This is a genomic window from Deinococcus radiopugnans ATCC 19172 (genome assembly GCF_006335125.1).
Taxonomy (GTDB): Bacteria; Deinococcota; Deinococci; order Deinococcales; family Deinococcaceae; genus Deinococcus; species Deinococcus radiopugnans.
Genome location: NZ_VDMO01000014.1, coordinates 89,351 through 110,923 on the forward strand (window position 1 = coordinate 89,351; position 21,573 = coordinate 110,923).

A 21,573-nucleotide genomic window follows, 5' to 3' on the forward strand; every position below is an offset into this window, starting at 1 on the left:
AGAGGAGATGCCCATATGACTACCCCCACCCCCAACCGCCGTTCGTTCCTGAAATTCGCTGGAGCCGCCAGCGCAGGTGCCGTGATGCTCGGCGGCGTGAACATGACCGCTCTGGCTGCCACCAGCGTCTCGACCAAGAGCAAGCAGCAGGACATCGAAATCCTGAACTACGCCCTGCTGCTGGAATACCTGGAAGCGGAGTTTTATCTGAACTTTTCTGAGAAGGGTGCGCTGCGCAGCAAACTGACCAATGCCCGCGTCAAGCAGTACGCCGATCAGATCTACGCACATGAGAAGGCCCACGTTGACTTTCTCGTGAAGACCATTACAGATGCCGGTGAAAAGGCCATTCCCAAGCCCGACATCGATTTCACCCCACTGTTGACTAATCCAGACAAGTCGCCCAAGACCATCAATGACGAGCTGTTCCTGGCCCTGGCCGCCACCTTCGAGCCTATCGGCGTGCGCGCTTACCTGGGCCAAGCCGACAAGATCCTGACCGCTGGGTACCTGACCGCCGCCGCCAGCGTGCTGGCTGTCGAGGCCAACCACGCCAGCGGCATTCAGGAACTGCGCCGTCAGCTGGGCTATACCAAGGCTGATCAACAAACGTCTATTGCCCCGCAGCCCAAGGGCGGCGAAACCGTGACCAATACCGGCCAGTTCGACCTCAACTACTCGCCTACGCCCACCGACTTCTGGAAGCCGCTGGATATGAAAACCGTGTCGGACATCGTCGGACCGCTGCTGCCCAAGAGCTAAGCGCCTACTCTTTTCTTGCCCGTCCGTAGGGGACGCAGGTTGGCCTTCGGGCGGCCCGTCCCCTGTTCTGTTCCTCGCTTCTTCCCCCATTGGAGGTTTTCACCATGCCCAACATCGGCCCCGCAGAACTGATTGTGATTCTACTGGTTGCCCTGGTGGTCTTCGGCCCCCGCAAACTGCCTGAACTGGGCAAGAGCCTGGGCCACGGCCTGCGCGAATTCCGCAAGAGCACCCAGGGCCTCAAGGCCGAACTGGACGGCGTGAACATCGTCGCCACCCCGGTGGTCGAGCAGCCGGTCACGGTGGCCCAGACCGCCGCCCCGGTGGCCGCTGCCGCCGTCACGCCGCCCCGCAACGCCGAGGCCTGAAGCGACACGGCCCCAGGTGAGCCCCAATCAATAAAGGTGTCCCAATACTCATGAAGTGGCCAGGGTGTCAACCCTTGATAGGGTGATCTCCACCTGATGAGCCAACCTTCCCTTCCCCCCGATGCTCCGGACGTGGCGCTGATCCAGGCCATGGCGGGTGGGCAGGAAGACGCCCTGCGCGAGTTGCATGATCGCTACGCCCGCCTGCTGTATGCCCTGGGCCACCGCATGTTGCACCAGAACGACGATGTGGAAAGCTGTGTTCAGGACGCCTTTATGAACGCCTGGAAACACGCCGGACGCTTCGACGCCTCGCGGGCCAGCGTCAAGACCTGGCTGGTCAGCATCGCGCACCACCGTTTCTTGCAGGAACTGCGGGACCGTCCGCAGACGTCGCTGGAGATCGAGGAGTGGGACGCGCCCACCGCCGCCGCCGATCCCACCGACCGGTTGCTGGCCGAGCAAGCCGTGCAGGGGCTGGAGACGGACCAGCGCAAACTGATCGAACTGGCGTACTACCGCGGCTACACCCACAGCGAACTGGCGGTCCTGTTGGGCCTGCCGGTGGGCACCGTCAAATCACGCTTACGTTCGGCCCTGGGGCGCATGAAAGCCCTGCTCGGCCCCTCCGGCACCCTCTGAACCATGCTGGCTCCTCTCGCAGTCCTCATTCCATACGCTTAAGGTAGACAGGCTATGATCCGCTCTGGCTGTACCGGGCAGAAGGCAGGTGAACACGCATGTCCATCCAACGAGACGATCTGATCGCCCTGGCGCTGGGCACCCTGTCCCCGCAGGAGCAGGCGCGTGTTCAGGCCGCGCTCGACGCCGACCCCGAGTTGCAGGCCGAGTACCGCAGCGACATGGCGGCCCTGCACGCCCTGCCCGAGCAACTGCCGTCCGCTCAGGTCCCGGAGGGGGCCGCAGACCGGTTGATGGCGCGGTTGCGCGCGGAGCGTGAGGCGGCACCGGTCTTCCCGCCCCTGACCCCTGCCCAGGCGCCAGAAACGCCCCCTGCAGCCCCGTCAGGGCGCAGGGGCTGGAGCCTGGGGCTGGGCGTGCTGGGGCTGGCCGCCGCCCTGGCGCTGTTCTTCGCCCTGCGCCCTCCCAGCGATCCCTTGACCCGCTACGCGGGCATGCCCGGCGCGGTGAGCCAGCCCCTGACCGGCGCGGACAGGGAAGAGATCGGCCAGGTGGTGCGCTTGCGTGACGGCACCGCTTTTCTATATCTGAGCGCCGCGCCGCCAGAGAACCGCGTGTACCAGCTGTGGAAGATCCAGGACGGCGCCCCCGTATCGCTGGGCGTGATCGACGGCCAGGGCACACTGGTGCAGGACGCTCCCGACGGTCTGACCCTGGCCGTCAGCGTGGAGCCACCCGGCGGCAGCGCGCAGCCCACCACCACGCCGATTCTGGTGCAGCAGCTGTAGCCGCAAGGCATGAATGGTTCCATTGATTGACCACCCATGCCTTCCGTATGCCTTGAGGACCATAAGCATTTACGTCGCCCAGAAGGGCGATTTTTTGTGCCTGTCTCAGCGCAGCCAGTCGTCGCCCACTTCCACGACGTCGCGGCCCCCCAGATCGTCCACCTCGTCGCCGCGCGTGGCCCACGCTGGGAAGGGGTAATTGACCAGCACGGGGTTGGGCACGTCCGGCTGAGACACCAGCATGGTGCCGGGTTGCAGAATCCCGGCGCGGGCGCGGAAGCTCTGGGGCAGGAAACGGTACTCGGGGCGCTCGGCTTCCGCCAGATCCAGCCGGCCCACCACCCGGATGGCCGCGTTGGAGACGATGCGCCGCTCCACTTCACTGGCAGTCTGCTGCGCGCCGATTAAAATGATGCCCAGGCTGCGCCCCCGCTCGGCGATTTCCAGCAGGATGTCTTTGATCGGGCTGCCGTCGTCGCGCGGGGCGTACTTGTTCAGCTCGTCCAGCACCACGAACACGGTGTCCTGTCGCCCGTACTTTTCCTTGTGATCAAACACCTGCCGCAGCAGCACGCCCACCACGAACATCTGCGCCGGGCCGGACAGATTGTGGATGTCCACCACGCTCAGTTGCGCGCCGCTCAGCAGGTTGGGGCGGTAGCGGGCGGCCTCAGCTTCGCTCAGGTCACCACGGATTAAAGGCGTCAGGTGCTTCTGCACGCCGCGCAGCCGCCGGGTAAAGGCGCGCAGGGTGCCGGGGGCCTGCTTTAAGACCCATTTGGGATCGCCCTCGCCGTCGCGGTCTTCTAAGAGCTTGAACTCGATGTACGAGATCAGCTGATCGAAGGTCCGCAGGTTGACGCCGCCCAGCTCGCCAAATTCCAGATCCTCGGGCGGCGTCTCGCTCAGCTCCACCTGCCAGTCGTCCACCTTGAGGCCGGTGCCGGAACCCGTCTGCGCCCCGGCCAGGCGGAACAGCTTTTCCTCGATGTTCCCGATCACGAAGCCCAGGTTCAGGCTGCTGCCCGCGTCCGAGAAGACGTACTGAAGCAGCCGGTTGGCGCAGAACTCGCGCAGGGTGAAGACGAAGGGGGTCACGCCCTCCGAGCGCTGATCGGTATGGGGGACGATGGCGCTGCCTGTTGCCCCGGCGCGGGGCGGGGCCAGGAACTGGGTGTCGCGGAAGGGGGTCATCGGCAGGCCCAGCAGGGCGTAGCGGTCACGGGCGAAGCCCTTGTTGGCCCCGGCCTCGGCCTCCTTCCTGACCACCTTGCTGTTGGGTTTGTCCAGGAACAGCAGGTCCTCGCCCTTGACGTTGAAGATGATGGCGCGCCCGCCAGAGCTGCCGGCCATGCGCCCGCCGCTCTCCTGGGCCACCCGGTCCATCACGCCGCTGCGGAAGATGCTGTGCAGCAAAAACAGCGCGTAACTGGTTTTCGTCGCCACCCCCGAGATGCCCGAGATGTTGATGTGGCCGCCGCTCTCGCCGTTGACGAAGCGGAAGTTCAGCGGCAGCGGCTGACCGTCGGCCAGCAGGCCGCCGGGGAAGCTGGCCTGCCCCATCTTGTCGGCGCTGAGGGCCATGTTCAGGTCGTCGCCGCGCGCGTGCCGCACGGTGTCGCCCGGCTGCGGCGGAATGAAGTTCTCGGGATCCACCCGCGTGACCAGCACCCGCGCGGCGTAGCTGACGCTGGCGGGCAGGATGCCGGCCACCACGTCCTCCACGTCGGACTCGAAGGTGACGCCCTCGTGCCGCTTGCGGACGTTGTCCACCAGCCCGTAGAAGCGCACCGGGCGGCCATCGGGCTTGAGGGTTTCCACCACCACCAGATCATCAAGCTGCACGCTCGCGCCCGCGCTCACGGCGAACCAGAAGACGGTGGGCGTCACGTCCTCGGTGCCCAGCACCATGCCGATGCGGGCCTCGGAGGTGCCGGTCATGCCACCGCCTCTTTGCCTAATTCGCGCGCCAGATGCGAGCGGATGCGGCGCGTGACCAGTTCGGCGCTGCCCATCGCGCGGCCCATCGCCTGCTCCAGCGCGGCGGTGGGAATCAGGTTCTGCGGGGCGCGGGCGTCCTTGTGCGGCGCGCTCGCCAGCCTGCACAGCAGCCGCCCCGACAGGTTGGCGATGTCCAGCACGCCACGCGGCACGAAATCGCTGTCCTCCGGCGCGTGCATTTCCAGGCGCATCACGCCGGCCAGCGGATGCTGGTAAAAGGGCGGATCGCACAGGCGGACGTACCACGTGAAGCGCTGCTCGCGGCCCTCCGAGTCCTGCCCGCCGCCCTGATCGCCCACCCGGAAGCGCAGGACGGGGGTGCGTTCCCCCGGCTTCAGCGTGCCCAGCAGGCCGATCCGGTCCGCACCCAGGTAGTCGGTGTGCAGGGTCTTGACGTAGCCCAGCACCGCGCGCCCCGCCCCGCCGATCCGCACCGGGCCGTCCTGCAAGACCAGCGTGTCGGGCAGGGCGTTCGGGTCATGTTCGTCCAGTGGCAGGGCGGAGGCGAGGCGGTGGCTCAGTTCGGCCTCGGCGTCCAGCATCAGGCGCTGCACCTTGCTTTTCGCGCCCTCCAACTGGCTGCCTGAAAAGACATGCGGCGTGTACTCCAGTCGTCCGGTGTGCGGGTTGCGCGGGCTGAGGCGGGTCATTTCCACGGTCGCGCCGCCCTCGTTGCTGTAGGCCAGCACGCGCTGGGCGGCCACTTCCAGCAGCTCGGCCTGCCGCGAGCCGTGCGGACACAGGTCCACCGCGCCCGCCACGAAGGCCCCGAAGCCGGCCAGGCTCAGGCCACCGTTCTCGTCGTCCAGCAGCAGCCGGGCCTCCATGCGTGGTTTGCCGTCCACCACCAGCACCTTGGAGAGCCGGGCCGGAATCTCACGGGGAGCGATGGCGGACCACGCCTCCGTTTCGGCATTGAAAACAAGCCCCGCGAAGGGCTTGAGGGTCAGTTGGCCGTCGTGGGTGTCCACCGGCCAGGGGTCGAGACGAATCCGCATGGGGGCATTGTAGGGGGGCTTTGCCCCGTCTAAAGGTCAAAGGGTCTGAAGGTCAAACCGTCTAACGGTCAAACCGCTGAGGGGCTTCGCCGTCTAAACGTCTAAAGGGCTGAACGCTCAGAAGACCGCGCACGGCGTACCGCACACCGCCTCCCCTCTTTTCCCACAAGCCCCCTCACCTCCCGCTCGGAGACACCAGTTCCAGCAACGCGTCCAGGCTCAGGGCCAGCAAGCCGGCCAGCACCGCGCCGATCAAGACCAGTCCGGTGTTCTGCTGCGACAGCCCGTTGATGATCAGGCTGCCCAGCCCGCCCGCGCCCAGCGCCGCGCCGATGGTGGCCGTGCCGACGTTGTAGACGGTGCTGGTGCGGATGCCGGCCATCAGCACTGAGAGGCTCAGGGGCAGTTCCACCCGCATCAGGCGCTGACGGGCGGTCATGCCCACGCCGCGCGCCGCGTCCAGCACCCCCTGATCCACCGCCAGCAGGCCCGCGATGCCGTTGGACACCACCGGCACCAGCCCGTACAGCACCAGCCCCAACACGGTCGGCGGCAGCCCCAGCCCCAGCGTCGGCACCGCCAGGGCGAGGATGGCAATGGTGGGAACCGTCTGGCCCAGCCCCGTGACCGTCTCGGTCAGGCGCATTAAAGCGGCGCGGCCCGGACGGGTCACGAACACCGCCAGCGGCACGCCGAGCAAGAGCACGATCAGCTCCGCGCCCAGCACCAGTTGCAGGTGAATCAGCGTGAGTTGCCACAGCGGGCGGCCCCCAGTGTCCGGCGGAATCCCCGCCGACAGTGGCGCGAACAGGTTCGATAGCACCCCCGGAATCAGGCAGACCAGCAGCAGCGCGGGCCACAGCAGGGCGGGCAGGAATGCCGAGACGGGGCGGCGCGTTCCGGCGGCGCGGGCCACCGTCATCCGCCTGCCCTCATCCGGCTGCCTCCAACATCTGCCACGTCAGGACGCCCTGCACCTGCCCTTCCGCGTCCAGCACCGCCAGGGCGTCGGACCGCTGGCCCAGCATCACGCTCAGGGCGCTGCGGACATTCAGCGAGCCGCTGATCTGCGGCAAGCCCGTGGCGTCGCCCGGCTGGGCCAGTTGAGAGGCGGTCAGGCCCGCCAGCTGGCGCAGCAGCGCGTCCTCGCCCAGAAATTGCCGCACGAATTCGCTCTCGGGGTGGCGCACCAAGTCATTGGGGGTGCCGAACTGGGCCAGCTCTCCGGCGTTCAGCAGGGCCACCCGATCCCCCAGGCGCAATGCCTCGTCGATGTCGTGGGTGACCAGCACAATCGTTTTTTGCAGGCGGCGCTGGATGTCTAAAAACGCCTCCTGCAACTTGTCGCGGGCCAGCGGGTCCAGCGCGCCGAACGGTTCGTCCATCAGCAGCACCGGGGGATTGGCGGCCAGCGCCCGCGCCACGCCCACCCGCTGCGCCTGCCCGCCGGACAGCTCGTGCGGGTGCTTGTCCGCAAACTGCCCCGGCTCCAGGCCCACCAGCGCCAGCAGCTCACGCGCCCGCTCGCGGGTCTGCGCCTTCGGGCGGCCCAGCAGATCCGGCACGGTGGCGACATTTTGCAGCACGCTCAGGTGCGGAAACAGCCCGATCTGCTGAATCACGTAGCCGATCCCCCGCCGCAGGTCTTCCGGGCGCTGGGCCATGATGTCCTGCCCGTCCAGCAGAATCTGGCCCCCCGTCGGCTCGGTCAGACGGTTGATCATCCGCAGCGTGGTGGTCTTGCCGCAGCCCGACGGCCCCAGCAGCGCCGTGATCTTGCCGTCCGGAAAAGTGAGGCTCAGGTCTTTGACCGCGTAGAACGGCTCGCCGGAGGCCTCGTTGACGTACTTCTTTTCCAGGTGCTTGAGTTCAATCATGGGTGGCTCCGGGGGATGTGGGTTGATGGTTGAAGGGTGATGGTTGATGGGGAAAGGCCACGGCGACTTGCCAGGACTGCGGCCTGCCCGGTGGCCCCCTTTTCCCGCCTCCCGCGCACCGCGTACCACCTCCCCTTCTTTTCCCACAAGCCACAGGCCACACGCCACAAGCCCCTTATCACCCCCGCCCCCACTGCCGGGTCAGCAGCACTTCCAGGCCGCGCAGCAGGGCGTCCACGCCAATTGCCAGCAGGGCAGCGGGAATGGCGCCCAGCAGAATCAGGTCACTGGCCGCCGTTTGCAGGCCGCTGAAGATGAAGTAGCCCAGCCCGCCCGCGCCGATCAGCTGAGCGATGCTGGCGACGCCCACCAGCAGCACCGCCGCCTGCCGCACCCCCGACAGCCACACCGGCAGCGCCAGCGGCAGCTGCACCCGCCAGAAACGCTGGTTGTCGGTCATGCCCATACCGCGCGCAGCGTCCAGCGCGCCGGGCGACACACCGCGCAGGGCCACCAGCCCGTTTCTCAGCACCGGCAGCAGCGCGTACAGCGTCAGCGCGGTCAGCGCCGGGGCCGTGCCGATGCCGCTCACACCTACCTCCCGCAAGAACGGCAGCGCCGTCGCCAGCGCCCCCAGCGGCGCGATCAGCAGACCCAGCAGCGCCAGACTGGGAATGGTCTGCACGCCATTGGCAAAGCCCAGCACCGCGTCCGCCGCGCGGGGCCGCCGCGAGGCCCAGACCGCCAGCGGCGCGCCGATCAGCACCGCCAGCCCCAGGCCAGTCAGCACCAGTTTCAGGTGCTGTCCTACCTCCTGCAGGAACCGGGCCTGCTGGGCGTCCAGCTCGCGCAACACAGACCAGTCGGCCAGCTGGCCGCTCAGGGCCAGCACCACCAGAACGGGCAGCCACAGCCACGCCAGCCCGCCCCAGACCCGCTCCGGCAGGGCAAGCTGACTGGCGCCGTACAGGGCAATCCCCGCCCCCAGCAGCCACACCCACACCCCGCTGCTGGCGCTGGCCCGCGCGAATTCGGGCTGACCCAGCATGGCGGCGGTCATGCGGGCGCCCAGCAGGTAAAAGCCCAGCGCCAGGGCCGCGCCGCTCAGCAACGGGGTGAGACGGGGCAGCAGGCGGGCCGACAGCGGCACCGCCAGCGCCAGCACGCCTCCCACCCCCATCCACACGGCGGGCAGCGTCATGTACACGCCGGACGCCAGCCGGTTGGGCCGCAAGAGCGCCCACGGCAGGAAACACGCGGCCAGCATCAGCAGGCCGCCCAGCCAGAAGATCAGCTGCACGTCGGGTGCGGCGGTAGGGCGGCGGGGGTTGACGGCCGAACCCGGCGGAGCGGCGGTCATGCGATCACAACGGTCAAGAGGGCACTCCTCGGGGCAGGCGGGCAGGGCAGGCGGAAAACATTCCCATCATTGGGGAGGGGCAGGCCGATCACCGTCCGATCCGCTTTATTTTTTGTTGACGAATGGGCCGCAACGGGAAAGGGCAGCGGGTGAGGGCACCCACTGGCCCTTCCACTGCCCCCCCATGCTGCCGGTGTTATACGGGTTCCGTTTGTTTCGTGTAGAGATCGGGACAGCTTCGATCTCTACACTCCACATCCGGAACCCGTTTTTCTCCTGCTCGCTTCGCTCGGATTTCCAGGTGTTTTCAACACCTTTCAATCGGAGTCCGTATTACTTGATCAGACCCTTGGACTTCAGGTAGGCCTGCGCCACGGCCTGCGGGGTCTGGCCTTCGAGGGCCACCTTGGCGTTCAGCCCCTGCAGGGTGCTGGCGTTCAGGCTGGCGAAGACCTTGTTCAGCGCGGCTTCCACCTGCGGGTTGTCCTTGAGGGTGCTGGTGCGGATGATCGGCGCGGGCTGGTACACGAACTGCGCGCCCTTGGGATCGGTCAGCGCCACCATGCTCAGGGCCGCCAGCGTGCCGTCGGTGCCGTAGGCCATCGCCGCGTTCACGCCGTTGGTGCCGTTCGAGGCGGCCTGCTGCGCCTGCGGAGGCGTCGCGCCCGCCAGCACCAGCTTCTGATCGGGCTTGAGCTTGAAGCCGTAGGCGGCCTCGAAAGCCGGGAAGGTGTCGGGGCGGTTGAAGTACTCAGGGCTGCCCGCAATCTTGAACTTGCCGCCGCCGTTGATGTACTTCGCCAGATCGGCCACGCTCTTGAGCTTCTCAGCGGTCGCCAGTTTCTGCGGCACCGAGATTACCCAGGTGTTGTTCACGTTGGCGGGCTTGAGCCAGGTGATGCCGTTCTTGCTGTCCAGTTGCCGCGCCAAGCCGTAGATGGTGCCGGGATTGCCCGCCTGCTTGGGCGTGATCTTGGCCGCCGGGAACAGGTAGACCGCGTTGCCGGTGTACTCGGGGTACACGTCGATTTCGCCGGCCAGGATCGCCTTGCGGTTCACGCCGGTGTCGCCCAGGTTGGTCTTGTCGGTGGTCTCCAGGCCCGCGTTCTTGAGGGTCAGCAGAATCATCTGCCCCAGAATCTGCGCCTCGGGGTCGAGTTTGCTGCCCACGATAATAGGCTTGGCGGACGCGGCGGCCAGCAGCGAGGCGGCCAGCACGGCCAGGGTGGAACGGGTTAGGGTTGACGCTTTCATTGTGAAACCTCCAGGGGAGTCCGTGGTACAGATGTCAGGAACGCCGCTGAGCTTAAATCCAGGCGGCGGCTGGAATAGAAAGGCTAGTGCTAGACATAGGCGAGACTTTGTGACTGCACTTCTCATTTCTCTCAGATTGGCGGGGAGAGGCTGACCACTTCTATCCCTTTTCCAGGCCAATCCTTAACGTGTCTGAGATTTTGGTTCTGAAATGCGCGCTGGCGCAGTCAAAATCATTCGTTCTACTCACGCTTCCAGATGAACTCTAGGATGTTGTCGAGCCTGGGCTGATAGCTGCCTCCCGTGTCCACAATCAGCTTCGGGATCTCCAGCGCCACGGGCTGCTCGAAGTGCGCCCAACGAGCCGGATTCTCCTCCATCTGCCGCAGGTTCTCGGCGTCGGTGTACGCGGGATGCTGGCGGCGGCCCACGCCCGTGCGGGTGCGAAAGCGTTCATGGGTCACGGCTCTGGAGGCCACGCAATGAATCACCACCGCATCTGCTTTCGGCAGCAGCACCGCAATCTCCGCCGCGCCGCGCGTGGTGTGGACGCTGCCTTCGGCCACCACGCTGACACCCGTGTCCAGCAGGGCATCCACCGTGGCGTAATACGCGGCCCAGTGCGCCCTGGGCACGTGGGGCAGCAGATCGGGTTGATCCTGCCACAGGTTCCACAGCCGCACCTGAAAGTCGTCGCGGGAGAGCAGGGCAAAGCCCAGCCTCGCGTTCAGGGCGGCGGCCAGCGTGGTCTTGCCGCTGCCCGGCACGCCCGTCACCAGCACGAGCAGCGGCTTCCGGCTCATCTGTGCCCGCTCATTATCTGTGCCCGCTCATTTCCCGACGAACACCGCCGTCGTCAGCCCTGGCACGGTGACGCCATTTCCAGCGTATGTGCTGGTCTTGACGACGGCATCCGTGCTGGCCGCCAGCACGGGATGCAGGCTCAGGTTCAGACCCGCCAGCTTCGCGTCGGTCACGGTCACGGCTTTCCCGCCGCCGTTGAAGACCACGACGATGTTCCTGTAGGGATTGGTGGCCGTGACCGCGCCGCTGAGTTTCATCGCAATCACGCCGGGAATCTGCCTGGGACCAGTGTTCAGGAACGTCAGGCCCTGCTGCACCTGCGCCGCCGTCGCCATACGGAACAGGTCAGAGGAGTAGCGCACCCGCAGGAACTCGCGGTAGGCATCGAAGGCCCGCCCAATATCGGCGGGACCGGGTTGCAGCGCCGCGTTGCCCAGGATGGGGCGGTACAGCGGCCAGTTGTCGGCGTTCTTCTCGGCCAGGGGTAAGCCCCGGCCAAAGCCGTTGGTTGTCCCAGTCCAGTCGATGGTGTTGAACCAGTCGCCGCTGTTGTAGCTGTCGGTGTCGAAGCTCTTGGAGCGCAGCAGGTCATCGCCGGAGGTGCTGAACGGCAGCCCCTGGCCCAGCAGAATGATGCTGTTGGCGAGGTTCTGCATGCGCGTGCGCTGCGCCCCCGTCGCGTTCTGTGGGGCCTTGAGCAGCACGGCGTCGAACAGGGTCTGGTTGTCGTGTGCGCTGGCGTAGTTGATGGCCTCGCGTGGGCTGGCCGCGTACCCGGCGGGCGCGTCGCCGTATTTGATGCCCGCGCCCGTGACGGTTTGCCCCGCCGCGTTGGTCAGCTTGTAATCGCGCAGGTTACCCGTCAGGCCCACCCGGATCAGATCCGAGAGTTGAAGCAACTTGGCCGTATCCGTGTTGCCCTTCTGGCCGTTGGGCAGGCCCACCAGTCCGGTGGCGAAGCCCTGTTCCTGCAGGCCGCCGAACGGGTTACCGCCGCGCACCGCGTCGCGGATGCGGTCATTGAAGGTGCCGATGCCCTGGCCGTACAGGTTGACCTGCGTGGCATTCACGCCGCGCTTGCCCCCCTGCACCTCGCCGAAGTCCCAGCCCTCGCCGTACAGGTAGATCTTCCTGCCGTCCACGCCGTCTTTCGCCACGGTCAGGGCGTCCAGAGCAGCCCGCGCCGCCTTCATGTCCTCCACCATGTGGTGGCCCATCAGGTCAAAGCGGAAGCCGTCCACCTTGTACGCCTTCGCCATTAACACCAGCGTGTCGATCATCAGGCGGCGCATCATGGTGTGTTCGGTGGCGGTGTTCGAGCAGCAGGTGCTGTTCTCCACACCGCCGTCCGCGTTCAGGCGGTGGTAGTAGCCGGGCACGATCTTGTCCAGCACGCTGCGCTCGGCCTGCCCCGACGCGTTGGTGTGGTTGAACACCACGTCCTGCACCACCCGCAGGCCCGAGGCGTTCAGGGCCATCACCATCTGGCGGTACTCCTTCGTGCGCTCGTCCGCCTTCACGGCGTAGCTGCCCTCCGGCACCATGTAGTGGTAGGGATCGTAGCCCCAGTTGTAGGCGTCGGCGTCCTTGACGGCGTTCACGGCCTTCTGCTGCTCGTCGCTGTCGGGCGGGAATTTGCTCAGATCGCCCGGCGTCTTCCACTGCGTCTTGTTCTCGTTGATGGTGGCGATGTCGAAGGTGGGCAGCAGGTGAATGGCCTTCAGGCCTGCGTCGGCCAGCGCCTTCAGGTGCTTCATGCCGTTGCTGCCGCTCCGGGTAAAGGCCAGGTAGGTGCCGCGCTGCGCCGCCGGAACTGTCGCGTCGGCGGCACTGAAATCGCGCAGGTGCAGTTCGTAGAAGCTCAGATCGTTGACCGAGTTCAGCGCGGGCTTCTTCAGGGTGTCCCATCCGGCAGGCTTTTGCGCGGCGTCGTTCAGATCGATCAGGAGGCTGCGCGCGCTGTTCAGGGTCAGGCCCACCGAATACGGATCGGTCACGAGGTTGGTCTCGATCTTGCCGGTGCTGGGGGCGAAGACCTTGGTTTCGAACAGATAGGCGCGGTTCTTCCAAGTGGCGTCACCCTTGGCCGTCCACACGCCGCTCTTCTCGCGGGTCATCGCCACCGTTTTCTCGTTCTTGCCGTCCACGTCGCTGACGTGCAGTTTCACGTCCTGCGCGGTGGGGGCCCAGACGCGCACGGTGGGAACGTTGCCCGCCCAGGTCACGCCCAGCGGCCCGCTGTAGGCGTACAGATCGTCCAGCGCCAGGGCCGTCTGCACCCCGGTCACGTCCAGCACAGTGCCGTCGGGCATCACCGAGGACACCGCCAGTTGACCCCTCAGCGCCGAGTCTATCTTGCCCCGGTCTTCCTCGCGCACGCGCAGCAGCGTGTAATTCGCCAGATACGGCACCCTGGCCTTCTGCGCCGCCGTCAGGCCGCCCTCGACTGCTTCCAGCGTGAGGCCAGCGCCGCCGTCCACGCCCGCCGGGGTCAGCTTCAGCGAGGCGTCGAGGGCCGCGTGCAGCGTTAAAAGCGCGCCCGGTTGAACGAAGCCGGGCTTGACCGCCACCGTGTCGCGTCCCAGCATAATCGCCCCCTGCTTCCTCAGGTCACCGATCTGCCGCACGCTGGTCTCGGGTCTGGCGGTGTTGACCGCCGCGTTGCCGCTGACGATCCACGCCTGAGTGCCCTGTTCGGCGCTCAGCGTCATGTCGGGGCCAGGATCCTTCTCGTCGCCCTTGTGGATGATGAAATTCAGCTTCTTCCAGTCGGTCTTCATGGGCACGTCCCAGTACACACCGAAATCATTCTTGCCCGTCTGGTTCAGCGGCGCGGTCCACTCGGTGGGCTTGGCGGTGTCCTCCCAGACGTGCAGGCCCCAGCCGTCGTACTGGCCGTCCGGGCGGTAGTAGTTGATGCGGGCGGTGTTGGCGGGCACAGGCGTTTCCTGCGCCACGTAGGCGAACTCGGCCTTGCCGCTGCGGATCAGCACCTCGCGGCCCTTGGCGGGATCGGCGAAAAAGTCCGCGCCAGGGTCTTTCTCGTCGCCCTTGTGGACGATAAAGCCCACCTTGGCCGCACCGTCCTTCAGCGGCACGTCCCAGTACGCGCCGCCCGCGTCCACGCCGGTCGGTTGAAGCGGCGCGGCCCACTCGGTGGGTTTGGCGGCGTCCTCCCAGACGTGCAGGCCCCAGCCGGCGTAGGTGCCGTCGGGGCGCAGGTAGCGCACGCGCAGCACGTTTTTGGGGATGGGCTGGGCCGCCGCCTGGGCTGAGGGCGCGGTCTGCGTCAGGGCGGCGAGCGGGGAGGCGGGAAAGGGCTGCGCCGCCGCCGAGGCAGCCAGCGCGAGCGTCAGGAGCGTCGCCAGTGGGTTCATGTGTAGCGTCAGTGTAAAACGCTCAGGCTGAACCTGTCTTGGTCTTTGACACACCCGGCCGCCGCCGCTGCCGCCTAGCCTGGAGCCATGACCGGACACACCAGCGACGAACACTTCGACGAGACGCCCGAACACCACAGCGACGCCGAGAGCCTGCGCAAGATCCCCGAGCGCTACGAGAAAGACCCAGCCGTGGTGCAGGACGGCCCCGGCAACCCCGACATCGGCTTCGAGGAGCCGGAGGACACCACGACGCTGCCCGGACGCGTCTCGATCTAGCGCGGCCCGCCAGAGGACAGGGCACACCAGCGGACAGATCACAACGGATGACAGGGCGATGGGCGGACGGTTGATCGACCTGTCATCCTCTTGCCGCGTTACCCTGGACCCATGACAGACGCCTCCCCCGTTCCCCAGCCCGGCCAGCCCTTTCCCGACTTCACCCTGAACGACGCCTCCGGCCAGGCCCACGCGCTGAACGACTACGCGGGCCGGTACCTGGTGCTGTACGTGTATCCCAAGGACGACACCCCCGGCTGCACCAAAGAGGCGTGCGATTTCCGCGACAGCGCCCCGCTCAAGGCGCTGGGCGCGGCCATCGTGGGCGTCAGCGCGGACGACGCCGAGAGCCACACCCAGTTTGCCGAGAAGCACAGCCTGCCCTTTCCGCTGCTGAGTGACCCGGACGCCGCGTACCTGAAAAGCATCGGTTCCTACGGCCCCAAGAACCTGTACGGCAAGGTCACCGAGGGCATCAAGCGCCAGACCTTCCTGATCGGGCCGGACGGCACCCTGATCAAGAGCTGGCTGGCCGTGTCGGTGGACGGGCACGCAGACGCGGTGGCGGCGGCCATCGAGAAGGACCAGAACAAGCATGCCTGATCTGGAGCCGCTGAAAAAGGAGGCTGCCCTGCGCGCCGTCGCCCTGGTCGAGAGCGGCATGCGGGTGGGCCTGGGCACCGGCAGCACCGCGAAGTACGCCATCGAGGAAATCGGGCGCCGGGTGCAGAGCGGGGCACTGACCCGCATCGTGGGCGTCGCCACCAGCGAGGCCAGCGACGCCCTGGCCCGTGAGGTGGGCCTGACGGTGGAGCCATTAGACCCCCGCCCGCTGGACATCGCCATCGACGGCGCCGATGAGATCGCCCCCAACCTCGACCTGATCAAGGGTCTGGGCGGCGCCCTGCTGCGCGAGAAACTGACCGAGATGCAGTCGCGGCGGCTGATCATCATTGCCGATCACAGCAAACTCGTGACCCAGATCGGCGAGAAGGCGCCGCTGCCGGTCGAGATCGTCCGTTTCGGTTTTCTGAGCACCGTCGAGCGGCTGCGCCAGATCGTGCCGGGCGGACGGCTGCGGCAACCCGGCGCGCAGCCCTACGTGACCGACAACGGCAATTACATCTACGACGCGCAGTTGCGCCCCGGCAGCGACATTGCCGCGCTGGAGCGCGAGCTGAAAGGGACCCTGGGCGTGGTGGAGACCGGCCTCTTCCTGGGCCTGGCCGAGCGGGCCTTCGTGGCCTCGCCGGACGGGGTGCAGGAACTGACCCGCTAGCCCTGCCCTTGTTTGAATAGACCGCCTGAGACGGGCCGGACTGCGGCACGGCAGCCGGGACGCTCAGGAGACTTTGGGCGGACGCCGAAGCCTGGGCCGATGCCCTACGCTGGGGCCATGCGCGGGTCAGGGAGCAGGCGGCAATTCGGCACCCGGCGGCGCGACTGGGTGCTGGGCGCGCTGCTGCTCGTTGCGCTGGCGCTGGCCTACGCCATCAACGCGGCCTCGGCGCTGGTGGTGCTGTACCCGCGCGCCGTCGCCGCCGTCCACGCCCTGCCCGCGCTGCCGGCCATCCGCGCCGGGCAGACGGTGCTGGTGGTCAGCCCCCACCCCGACGACGAGAGCCTGTGCTGCGGCGGCCTGATCGCCGGGGCGGTGCAGGCCGGGGCACAGGTTTACGTTGTGTGGGTGACCAGCGGCGACGGCTTCGAGTTGGACAGCGCGCTGCTGGACCGCACCCTGCGGCCCCGCCTGGGGGCCACCCAGAAACTGGGCCGCCGCCGCATGGACGAGGGGGCCGCCGCCGCCGCCGCCCTGGGCGTGCCCGCCGGTCACCTGACCTTCCTGGGCTACCCGGACGGCGCGCTGCTGAGGATGTGGCGCAGTCCCGATCCAGTGCGCTCGCCCCACACCGGCACGTTGCGCGTGCCCTACACCCGCGCGCTGTCGCCCGGCGCGGTGTATACGGCCCTGAACCTGCGGCGTGACCTGGGCAGCGTGCTGGACCGCGTGAGGCCCGATCTGGTGCTGCTGCCCTCCACCAGCGACGCCCACCCCGATCACGTCGCCACCAGCCTGTTCACGCAGGCCCTGCTGGGGGAACGCGGCTGGTCCTCCCGCGCCCGCTACTGGATCGTGCACGGCGGCCTGGAATGGCCGGTGCCCAAGGGACTGCACGAGAGCTTCCCGCTGCTGATCTCGCCGCGCGGCGTGCATCTGCCCTGGCACCGCGCCGATCTGGACCAGCAGGACGAGGACCAGAAGCTCGACGCCCTGAAGGCCCACGGCAGCCAGATGATGGTCATGCGCCGCTTCATGGAGGCCTTCGTGCGCAGCAACGAGCTGATCACGCTGAAGGACACGGGCAATCCGGCAGACGGCACGAAAAGCGAGGAGGAGGACAGGGGCTACGGAGGGTTCTGACCCTGGGGCCTCAAGCCGGAGGCAGGAAAGCGCTCAGTTCGCCAGCCCTTCCAGTTGCCGCCTGAACACCGCCGCGTCCAGAGTGGGCAACTCACAGGCGCGGTTGCGGCAGACGTAGCCCAGCCCGCCGCCCGGACGGTCCTGCAACACCGGCAGATCGCCGCCCGCCTCCGTGAAGGCCAGCGCCGTGAAGGGCAATGAAAATTCGGCGGCCACCACCTCCAGCGTCTGGCGTTCCTCGGGCGTGCCGATGATGGCAACTTCGGAGTGCGGCGCGGCCAGGAACGCGGCGGCCTGCCACAGCCCCCCGAAGCCCCCGCTGGCCGCCAGCATGTCGGCCTGGAAGCTCTGGACGGTGCGGCGGGCCAGCTGCTCGGCGTCTGCGACGGCAAAATAGCGGTCCATCCACAGCGCCAGCAGGGCCGCCGCCGCGTTGTCGGACAGCACAGCGCTGTCGAAGCCGGGCGCCTGCCGGGTCAGCAGCGTCTCGGCGCGTCCGCCCGAGGCCATGAACACCCCCGCGTCCTCATTCCAGAAGTCGCGCCGGACGATGTCCCACAGCTCGCGCGCCCACTCCAGATGCGCGGTGTCGCCGCCCGCCTGAAACAGCGCCACCAGCCCCAGCGCGTACAGGGCGTGGTCTTCCAGCAGCCCTTCCACCTTCGCCTGCCCGCCGCCCCAGGTGTGACGCAGGGTGCCGTCCGGCAGGCGCAACTCGGCGCGGATGAAGTCGGCGTTGCGGCGGGCGATCTCCAGGTAATGGGGCTCTTGCAGGACGCGGGCTGCGTCCGCGAAGGCCGCCAGCGCCAGTCCGTTCCACGAGGTCAGTACCTTGTCGTCGGTGCCAGGCTGTTCGCGGGCCTGGCGGGCGGCGTGCAGACGGTTTTTCAGGCCCTCCAAACGCATCCCGATACGCTCCTCGCTGTCGCCGTGCAGGGCGGCCAGTTCGGCCACCGACTGCGCCACGAACGGCACCGAGCGCCGCCCATATTCAGGCCGGTGGGGATCGAGGAAATTGCCCCCGTCGGTGATGCCCAGGTGCTGCAGGGCCAGGGTGGCGTCCTCGCCGTCGCCCAGCACGGCGCGCACCTCCTCGGGGATCCAGGTGAAGGTCAGGCCCTCCACGCCGCCCGTGTCGGCGTCCTGCGCGCTGAAAAAGCCGCCGTCCGGGTGCAGCATCTCGCGCTCCAGGTACGCCAGCGTGTCGCGGGCCAGCCGCGCAAATTCGGCGTCCCCGCTCACCTGATACGCGCGCAGCAGCGTGCGCACCAGCTGGGCGTTGTCGTACAGCATCTTCTCGAAGTGCGGCACGCGCCACTCGGCGTCCACGCTGTAGCGGTGAAAGCCTCCGCCCAGCTGATCATAAATTCCGCCGGATCCCATCTGCCGCAGGGTATGCAGCGCCATGCTGCGGCCCTCCGGACGGGTGAGCAGAAAGTCGAGGGTGGTGGGCGCGGGGAATTTGGGTGCACCGCCGAAGCCGCCCCGCACGGCGTCGGACACGCGGCGCAGGTTCGCTACACCGCGCTCCAGAAAGTCGGCGGGCAAATCCCCCGCTGCCGGGCGCGGCTGGCTGGCGTCGCGGACGTGGGCGCTGAGGGCCTGGGCGTTGGCGACGATCTTCTCGCGGTCTCCAGTCCAGGCATTCACCACGCTGGTCATCACGCGCATGAAGCTGGGCATTCCCTGACCGTCGCGCGGCGGAAAGTACGTGCCGGCGTAGAAGGGTTCGGCGTCGGGGGTCAGGAACACGGTCATGGGCCAGCCGCCCTGCCCGGTCATGGCCTGGGTGGCGGCCATGTACACGGCGTCCACGTCGGGGCGTTCCTCGCGGTCGACCTTGACATTGACGAAATGTTCATTCATGTAAGAGGCGGTGGCCGTGTCCTCGAAGCTCTCGTGGGCCATGACGTGGCACCAGTGGCAGGTGGAGTAGCCCACCGACAGCAGCAGCGGCACGCCCCTTTCCCGCGCCTCGGCGAACGCGGCCTCGCCCCAGGGCTGCCAGTCCACCGGGTTGTCGGCATGCTGGCGCAGGTACGGACTGGATTCGGCAGCGAGGCGGTTCATGCTCGCAGGCTAACGCCTCCCCGGCCCCGGCGGGATTGGCGTCCCACGGCACAGACTTCATCCATTTGGGCTTCACACATTCGGCGTTCAAAAAAGCCTCAGACTACAGTGAATGACACAGGCCAACAGCACTCCCGCAGCACAGGACACCGCCTTTGACCGTCCCGTCCGGGTGCGGGCCGGGTTCTCGCTGACCTTCGAGGTGCCCTACCCCACCCCGATGCTGTTCGTGGTGCAGCCGGGAGACCGTCTGGAGGCCACCGGCACCCGCCAGCGCATCATCGACGCCCGGCCCCTGGGCGCGGCCCGGGGCATCCACACCTACACCGACGGGCACGGCAACACGGTCTGGCGCACGGTGGCGCAGCCCGGCACCTTCGAGATCGGGCATGACCTGATCGCGGAAATCACGCGCAACCCCGATCCGGTGCTGCCGCACCTGAAAAAGACCCTGGTGCAGGATCTGCCCGACGAGACCATCCAGTATCTGCTGCCCAGCCGCTATGTCGACAGCGATCTGATCAGCGCCGAGGCCTGGGAGCGCTTTGGGCACGTGGCGGGCGGCTGGGCGCAGGTGCAGGCCATCAGCGATTTCCTGTTCGACGAGTGCACCTACGGCTACGGCTCAACCAGCAGCACCTCGGCCAAGCAGGCGCTGGACAGCCGCCGCGCGGTGTGCCGGGATTTCGCGCACATGGGCGTGGCCTTCTGCCGGGCGCTGAACATCCCAGCCCGCTACGTCTGCGGCTACATGCCCGACATCGACATCGTGCCCGATCCCGTGCCGATGGACTTCCACGCGTGGTTCGAGGCGTTCCTGGACGGCCAGTGGCGCACCTTCGACGCCCGCCACAACAAGCCGCGCGCGGGCCGCGTGCTGATCGCGCAGGGCCGCGACGCCAGCGACGTGGCCTTTTCCACCACCTTCGGCAGCGCCCGGCTGACCCACATGAAGGTCTGGGCCGACGAGACGGACGCTGCCAATACGCTGGACATCGCGCCCAATCCCCGGATTTTCTAGGGCACCTTCACCCTTAAGCCCTCGCCCCTCTGGAGCGGGACTTCTTGTGGCGCGTTCTGAAGACGGCGGGAACGCGCAGTCTGTCCGCGGCCGATTCTCCCCCCTGAGAGGGGGGCCGCGCAACGGTGGGTGAGGGTCTTTTACCCCCGCCGCGTCCGCACCGGCCCCAGCGGCGTCCAGCCTGCGGCCCGCAGGGCAGCGCGCAGATCGTCCGGCCCCAGGTGCGCCCAGAGGGGCCGGGCCTCCAGCGTCACGTCGCCCAGCCGCGCCACCGGCCACGTACAGATGGCCCAGTCGGGCAGGGTGAGCTGCTCCGGCGCGTCTGCGGGGCTCACCGCTTCCAGCACCAGCGTGCCGAACGGTTCGTCGGCGGGGCGCGCGGGCCGCATGGACTGAGGGGCAGGCAGCGGGGGAACAGTGGGAGCGCAACGGGCATTCAGGGTCATGGCGAACCTCCTGCGCCCAGCCTGCGCCGCCGCGGCTGACTCTGGACATCGGTTCCGTGTCATCCGCGGCCCAGCCGCCATCGGTTGTTCCGATGGGTGGGGTTCGGCGCGCGGCCTACAATGAAACATGGCGTTGCCCAGAACCCCCGTTGCCGCTCAGAACCAGCCCACCTTGGCGCAGTTGCGGGCGCTGATTGCCGTGGTGGACGCCGGGGGCTTCGGCGAGGCGGCGGCGGAGTTGAATGCCTCGCAGTCGTCGCTGAGCGAGGCGGTGGGCAAGCTGGAAGCCCTGGCGGGCCGCCCGCTGCTGCGCCGCAGCGCCAGCGGAACGGTGCCCACGCCCGCTGGTCTGCGCGCGGTGGCCCATGCCCGCGCCGCCGTGCAGGCGGCCGGGGACGTGCTGCTGGCGGCGCAGGACGACGGCGAGCTGTCAGGGGTGCTGCGGATCTCATCCTTCCGCTCGGCCGCCACGCATCTGCTGCCGCCCGTCCTGGCGGCCTTTCGTCGACAACATCCGGCCGTGACCATCCGGTTGCTGGACGGAGACCGCAACCGGGGAAATACCGGCGAACAGCAGGTGAGAAGCGGACAGGCCGATCTGGCGCTGGTCGAGGGCGAGGCGGCGGCGGGCCTGCGGCTCACGCCGCTGTTTCAGGACGACTACCTGTTTGTTGCCCCGGCGTCGCGCGGCCCGCATCCAGTGACCGTGGAGGAGCTGGCGGGCGGGCCGCTGCTGCTGTCGCCCAGAGGGAACTCGTGCCACCAGCGCATCGAGACGCATCTGCTGGGCCTGGGCGTCGATACGCCGGGCATCACGGAGATCGAACAGGACAGCGTGATCCTGGGCATGGTGCGTCACGGTCTGGGGGTCACGGTGATGCCCCGCCTGGCCCTGCTCCCCGTGCCGGATGGCCTGATCCTCCTGCCCCTGCCCGCACCCCTGAACCGGACGATGGCCGTGGCCGCGCTGCCGCACCGGGCCGGGTTGCCGCTGATCCGGGCCTTTACGGCGGCGCTGGTGGCGTCGCTGGGGCCACGGCCAGCGGAGCAATTTGCCTCCCAGACCTTGCGCGTCTGGAACTGAGCAACACCTCCTCTCGCCCC

20 protein-coding genes are annotated in these 21,573 nt (G+C 67.8%); 10 read left to right on the top strand and 10 right to left on the bottom strand.

Annotated features, from left to right (window positions below):
• Positions 1-15 precede the first annotated feature (15 nt).
• The 4 genes from FHR04_RS13585 (at position 16) to FHR04_RS13600 (ending at position 2,560) form a co-directional block, all read left to right on the top strand.
• On the top strand, positions 16-762 hold the full coding sequence (locus FHR04_RS13585; protein WP_139403904.1) for a ferritin-like domain-containing protein: 747 nt from the start codon (positions 16-18) through the stop codon (positions 760-762).
• A gap of 104 nt (positions 763-866) precedes the next feature.
• Positions 867-1,130, top strand: a complete 264-nt coding sequence (locus tag FHR04_RS13590; RefSeq protein ID WP_039685759.1) for a Sec-independent protein translocase subunit TatA/TatB — start codon at positions 867-869, stop codon at positions 1,128-1,130.
• 96 nt (positions 1,131-1,226) lie between these two features.
• Positions 1,227-1,772 (top strand): RNA polymerase sigma factor, encoded by a 546-nt coding sequence (locus FHR04_RS13595; RefSeq protein ID WP_039685761.1) that lies wholly within the window; start codon positions 1,227-1,229, stop codon positions 1,770-1,772.
• Between the two features lie 98 nt (positions 1,773-1,870).
• Positions 1,871-2,560, top strand: coding sequence for an anti-sigma factor (locus tag FHR04_RS13600; RefSeq protein WP_139403905.1), 690 nt, complete (start codon positions 1,871-1,873; stop codon positions 2,558-2,560).
• A gap of 105 nt (positions 2,561-2,665) precedes the next feature.
• Here the strand turns inward: FHR04_RS13600 and FHR04_RS13605 are convergent, their stop codons facing one another.
• The 8 genes from FHR04_RS13605 to pulA form a co-directional block, all read right to left on the bottom strand.
• Positions 2,666-4,501, bottom strand: coding sequence for an ATP-binding protein (locus tag FHR04_RS13605; RefSeq protein ID WP_139403906.1), 1,836 nt, complete (start codon positions 4,499-4,501; stop codon positions 2,666-2,668).
• Positions 4,498-5,559 (bottom strand): DNA double-strand break repair nuclease NurA, encoded by a 1,062-nt coding sequence (locus FHR04_RS13610; RefSeq protein ID WP_139403907.1) that lies wholly within the window; start codon positions 5,557-5,559, stop codon positions 4,498-4,500. The genes FHR04_RS13605 and FHR04_RS13610 overlap by 4 nt, the downstream gene beginning before the upstream one ends.
• A gap of 175 nt (positions 5,560-5,734) precedes the next feature.
• The gene (locus tag FHR04_RS13615; RefSeq protein WP_052195546.1) at positions 5,735-6,481 is read right to left on the bottom strand and encodes an ABC transporter permease; all 747 of its coding nucleotides are present in this window, start codon (positions 6,479-6,481) and stop codon (positions 5,735-5,737) included.
• A 10-nt stretch (positions 6,482-6,491) separates the two neighbouring features.
• On the bottom strand, positions 6,492-7,436 hold the full coding sequence (locus FHR04_RS13620) for an ABC transporter ATP-binding protein (protein ID WP_139403908.1): 945 nt from the start codon (positions 7,434-7,436) through the stop codon (positions 6,492-6,494).
• Positions 7,437-7,614: 178 nt separating this feature from the next.
• A complete protein-coding gene (locus FHR04_RS13625; RefSeq protein ID WP_249039129.1) occupies positions 7,615-8,796 on the bottom strand; it encodes an ABC transporter permease in 1,182 nt (393 codons plus the stop codon).
• 333 nt (positions 8,797-9,129) lie between these two features.
• On the bottom strand, positions 9,130-10,050 hold the full coding sequence (locus tag FHR04_RS13630; RefSeq protein ID WP_139403909.1) for a glycine betaine ABC transporter substrate-binding protein: 921 nt from the start codon (positions 10,048-10,050) through the stop codon (positions 9,130-9,132).
• Positions 10,051-10,292: 242 nt separating this feature from the next.
• The gene (locus tag FHR04_RS13635; RefSeq protein ID WP_139403910.1) at positions 10,293-10,853 is read right to left on the bottom strand and encodes an AAA family ATPase; all 561 of its coding nucleotides are present in this window, start codon (positions 10,851-10,853) and stop codon (positions 10,293-10,295) included.
• A gap of 27 nt (positions 10,854-10,880) precedes the next feature.
• Positions 10,881-14,231 (bottom strand): pullulanase-type alpha-1,6-glucosidase, encoded by a 3,351-nt coding sequence (gene pulA, locus FHR04_RS13640; protein ID WP_139403911.1) that lies wholly within the window; start codon positions 14,229-14,231, stop codon positions 10,881-10,883.
• An 87-nt stretch (positions 14,232-14,318) separates the two neighbouring features.
• Between pulA and FHR04_RS13645 the strand changes: the two genes are divergently transcribed.
• From FHR04_RS13645 to FHR04_RS13660, 4 genes are all read left to right on the top strand, one after another.
• The gene (locus FHR04_RS13645) at positions 14,319-14,510 is read left to right on the top strand and encodes a hypothetical protein (RefSeq protein ID WP_039685778.1); all 192 of its coding nucleotides are present in this window, start codon (positions 14,319-14,321) and stop codon (positions 14,508-14,510) included.
• Between the two features lie 111 nt (positions 14,511-14,621).
• A complete protein-coding gene (gene prxQ / locus FHR04_RS13650) occupies positions 14,622-15,113 on the top strand; it encodes a thioredoxin-dependent peroxiredoxin PrxQ (RefSeq protein ID WP_139403912.1) in 492 nt (163 codons plus the stop codon).
• Positions 15,106-15,789, top strand: a complete 684-nt coding sequence (gene rpiA, locus FHR04_RS13655) for a ribose 5-phosphate isomerase A (RefSeq protein WP_039685782.1) — start codon at positions 15,106-15,108, stop codon at positions 15,787-15,789. The genes prxQ and rpiA overlap by 8 nt, the downstream gene beginning before the upstream one ends.
• A gap of 117 nt (positions 15,790-15,906) precedes the next feature.
• Positions 15,907-16,932, top strand: a complete 1,026-nt coding sequence (locus tag FHR04_RS13660) for a PIG-L deacetylase family protein (RefSeq protein ID WP_139403913.1) — start codon at positions 15,907-15,909, stop codon at positions 16,930-16,932.
• A 33-nt stretch (positions 16,933-16,965) separates the two neighbouring features.
• Here the strand turns inward: FHR04_RS13660 and FHR04_RS13665 are convergent, their stop codons facing one another.
• Positions 16,966-19,002: a thioredoxin domain-containing protein gene (locus FHR04_RS13665; RefSeq protein WP_139403914.1), complete on the bottom strand. Its 2,037-nt coding sequence runs from the start codon at positions 19,000-19,002 to the stop codon at positions 16,966-16,968.
• Positions 19,003-19,114: 112 nt separating this feature from the next.
• Between FHR04_RS13665 and FHR04_RS13670 the strand changes: the two genes are divergently transcribed.
• Entirely contained in the window at positions 19,115-20,023 is a 909-nt protein-coding gene (locus tag FHR04_RS13670; RefSeq protein WP_039685786.1) for a transglutaminase-like domain-containing protein, read from the top strand.
• Positions 20,024-20,163: 140 nt separating this feature from the next.
• On the opposite strand, the gene FHR04_RS13675 is transcribed toward FHR04_RS13670, so the two are convergent.
• Complete coding sequence (locus tag FHR04_RS13675) at positions 20,164-20,469, bottom strand: hypothetical protein (RefSeq protein WP_139403915.1); 306 nt, start codon at positions 20,467-20,469, stop codon at positions 20,164-20,166.
• Between the two features lie 127 nt (positions 20,470-20,596).
• Here FHR04_RS13675 and FHR04_RS13680 point away from each other — a divergent pair, with 127 nt between their 5' ends.
• Entirely contained in the window at positions 20,597-21,553 is a 957-nt protein-coding gene (locus FHR04_RS13680) for a LysR family transcriptional regulator (protein ID WP_139403916.1), read from the top strand.
• Positions 21,554-21,573: the final 20 nt, after the last annotated feature.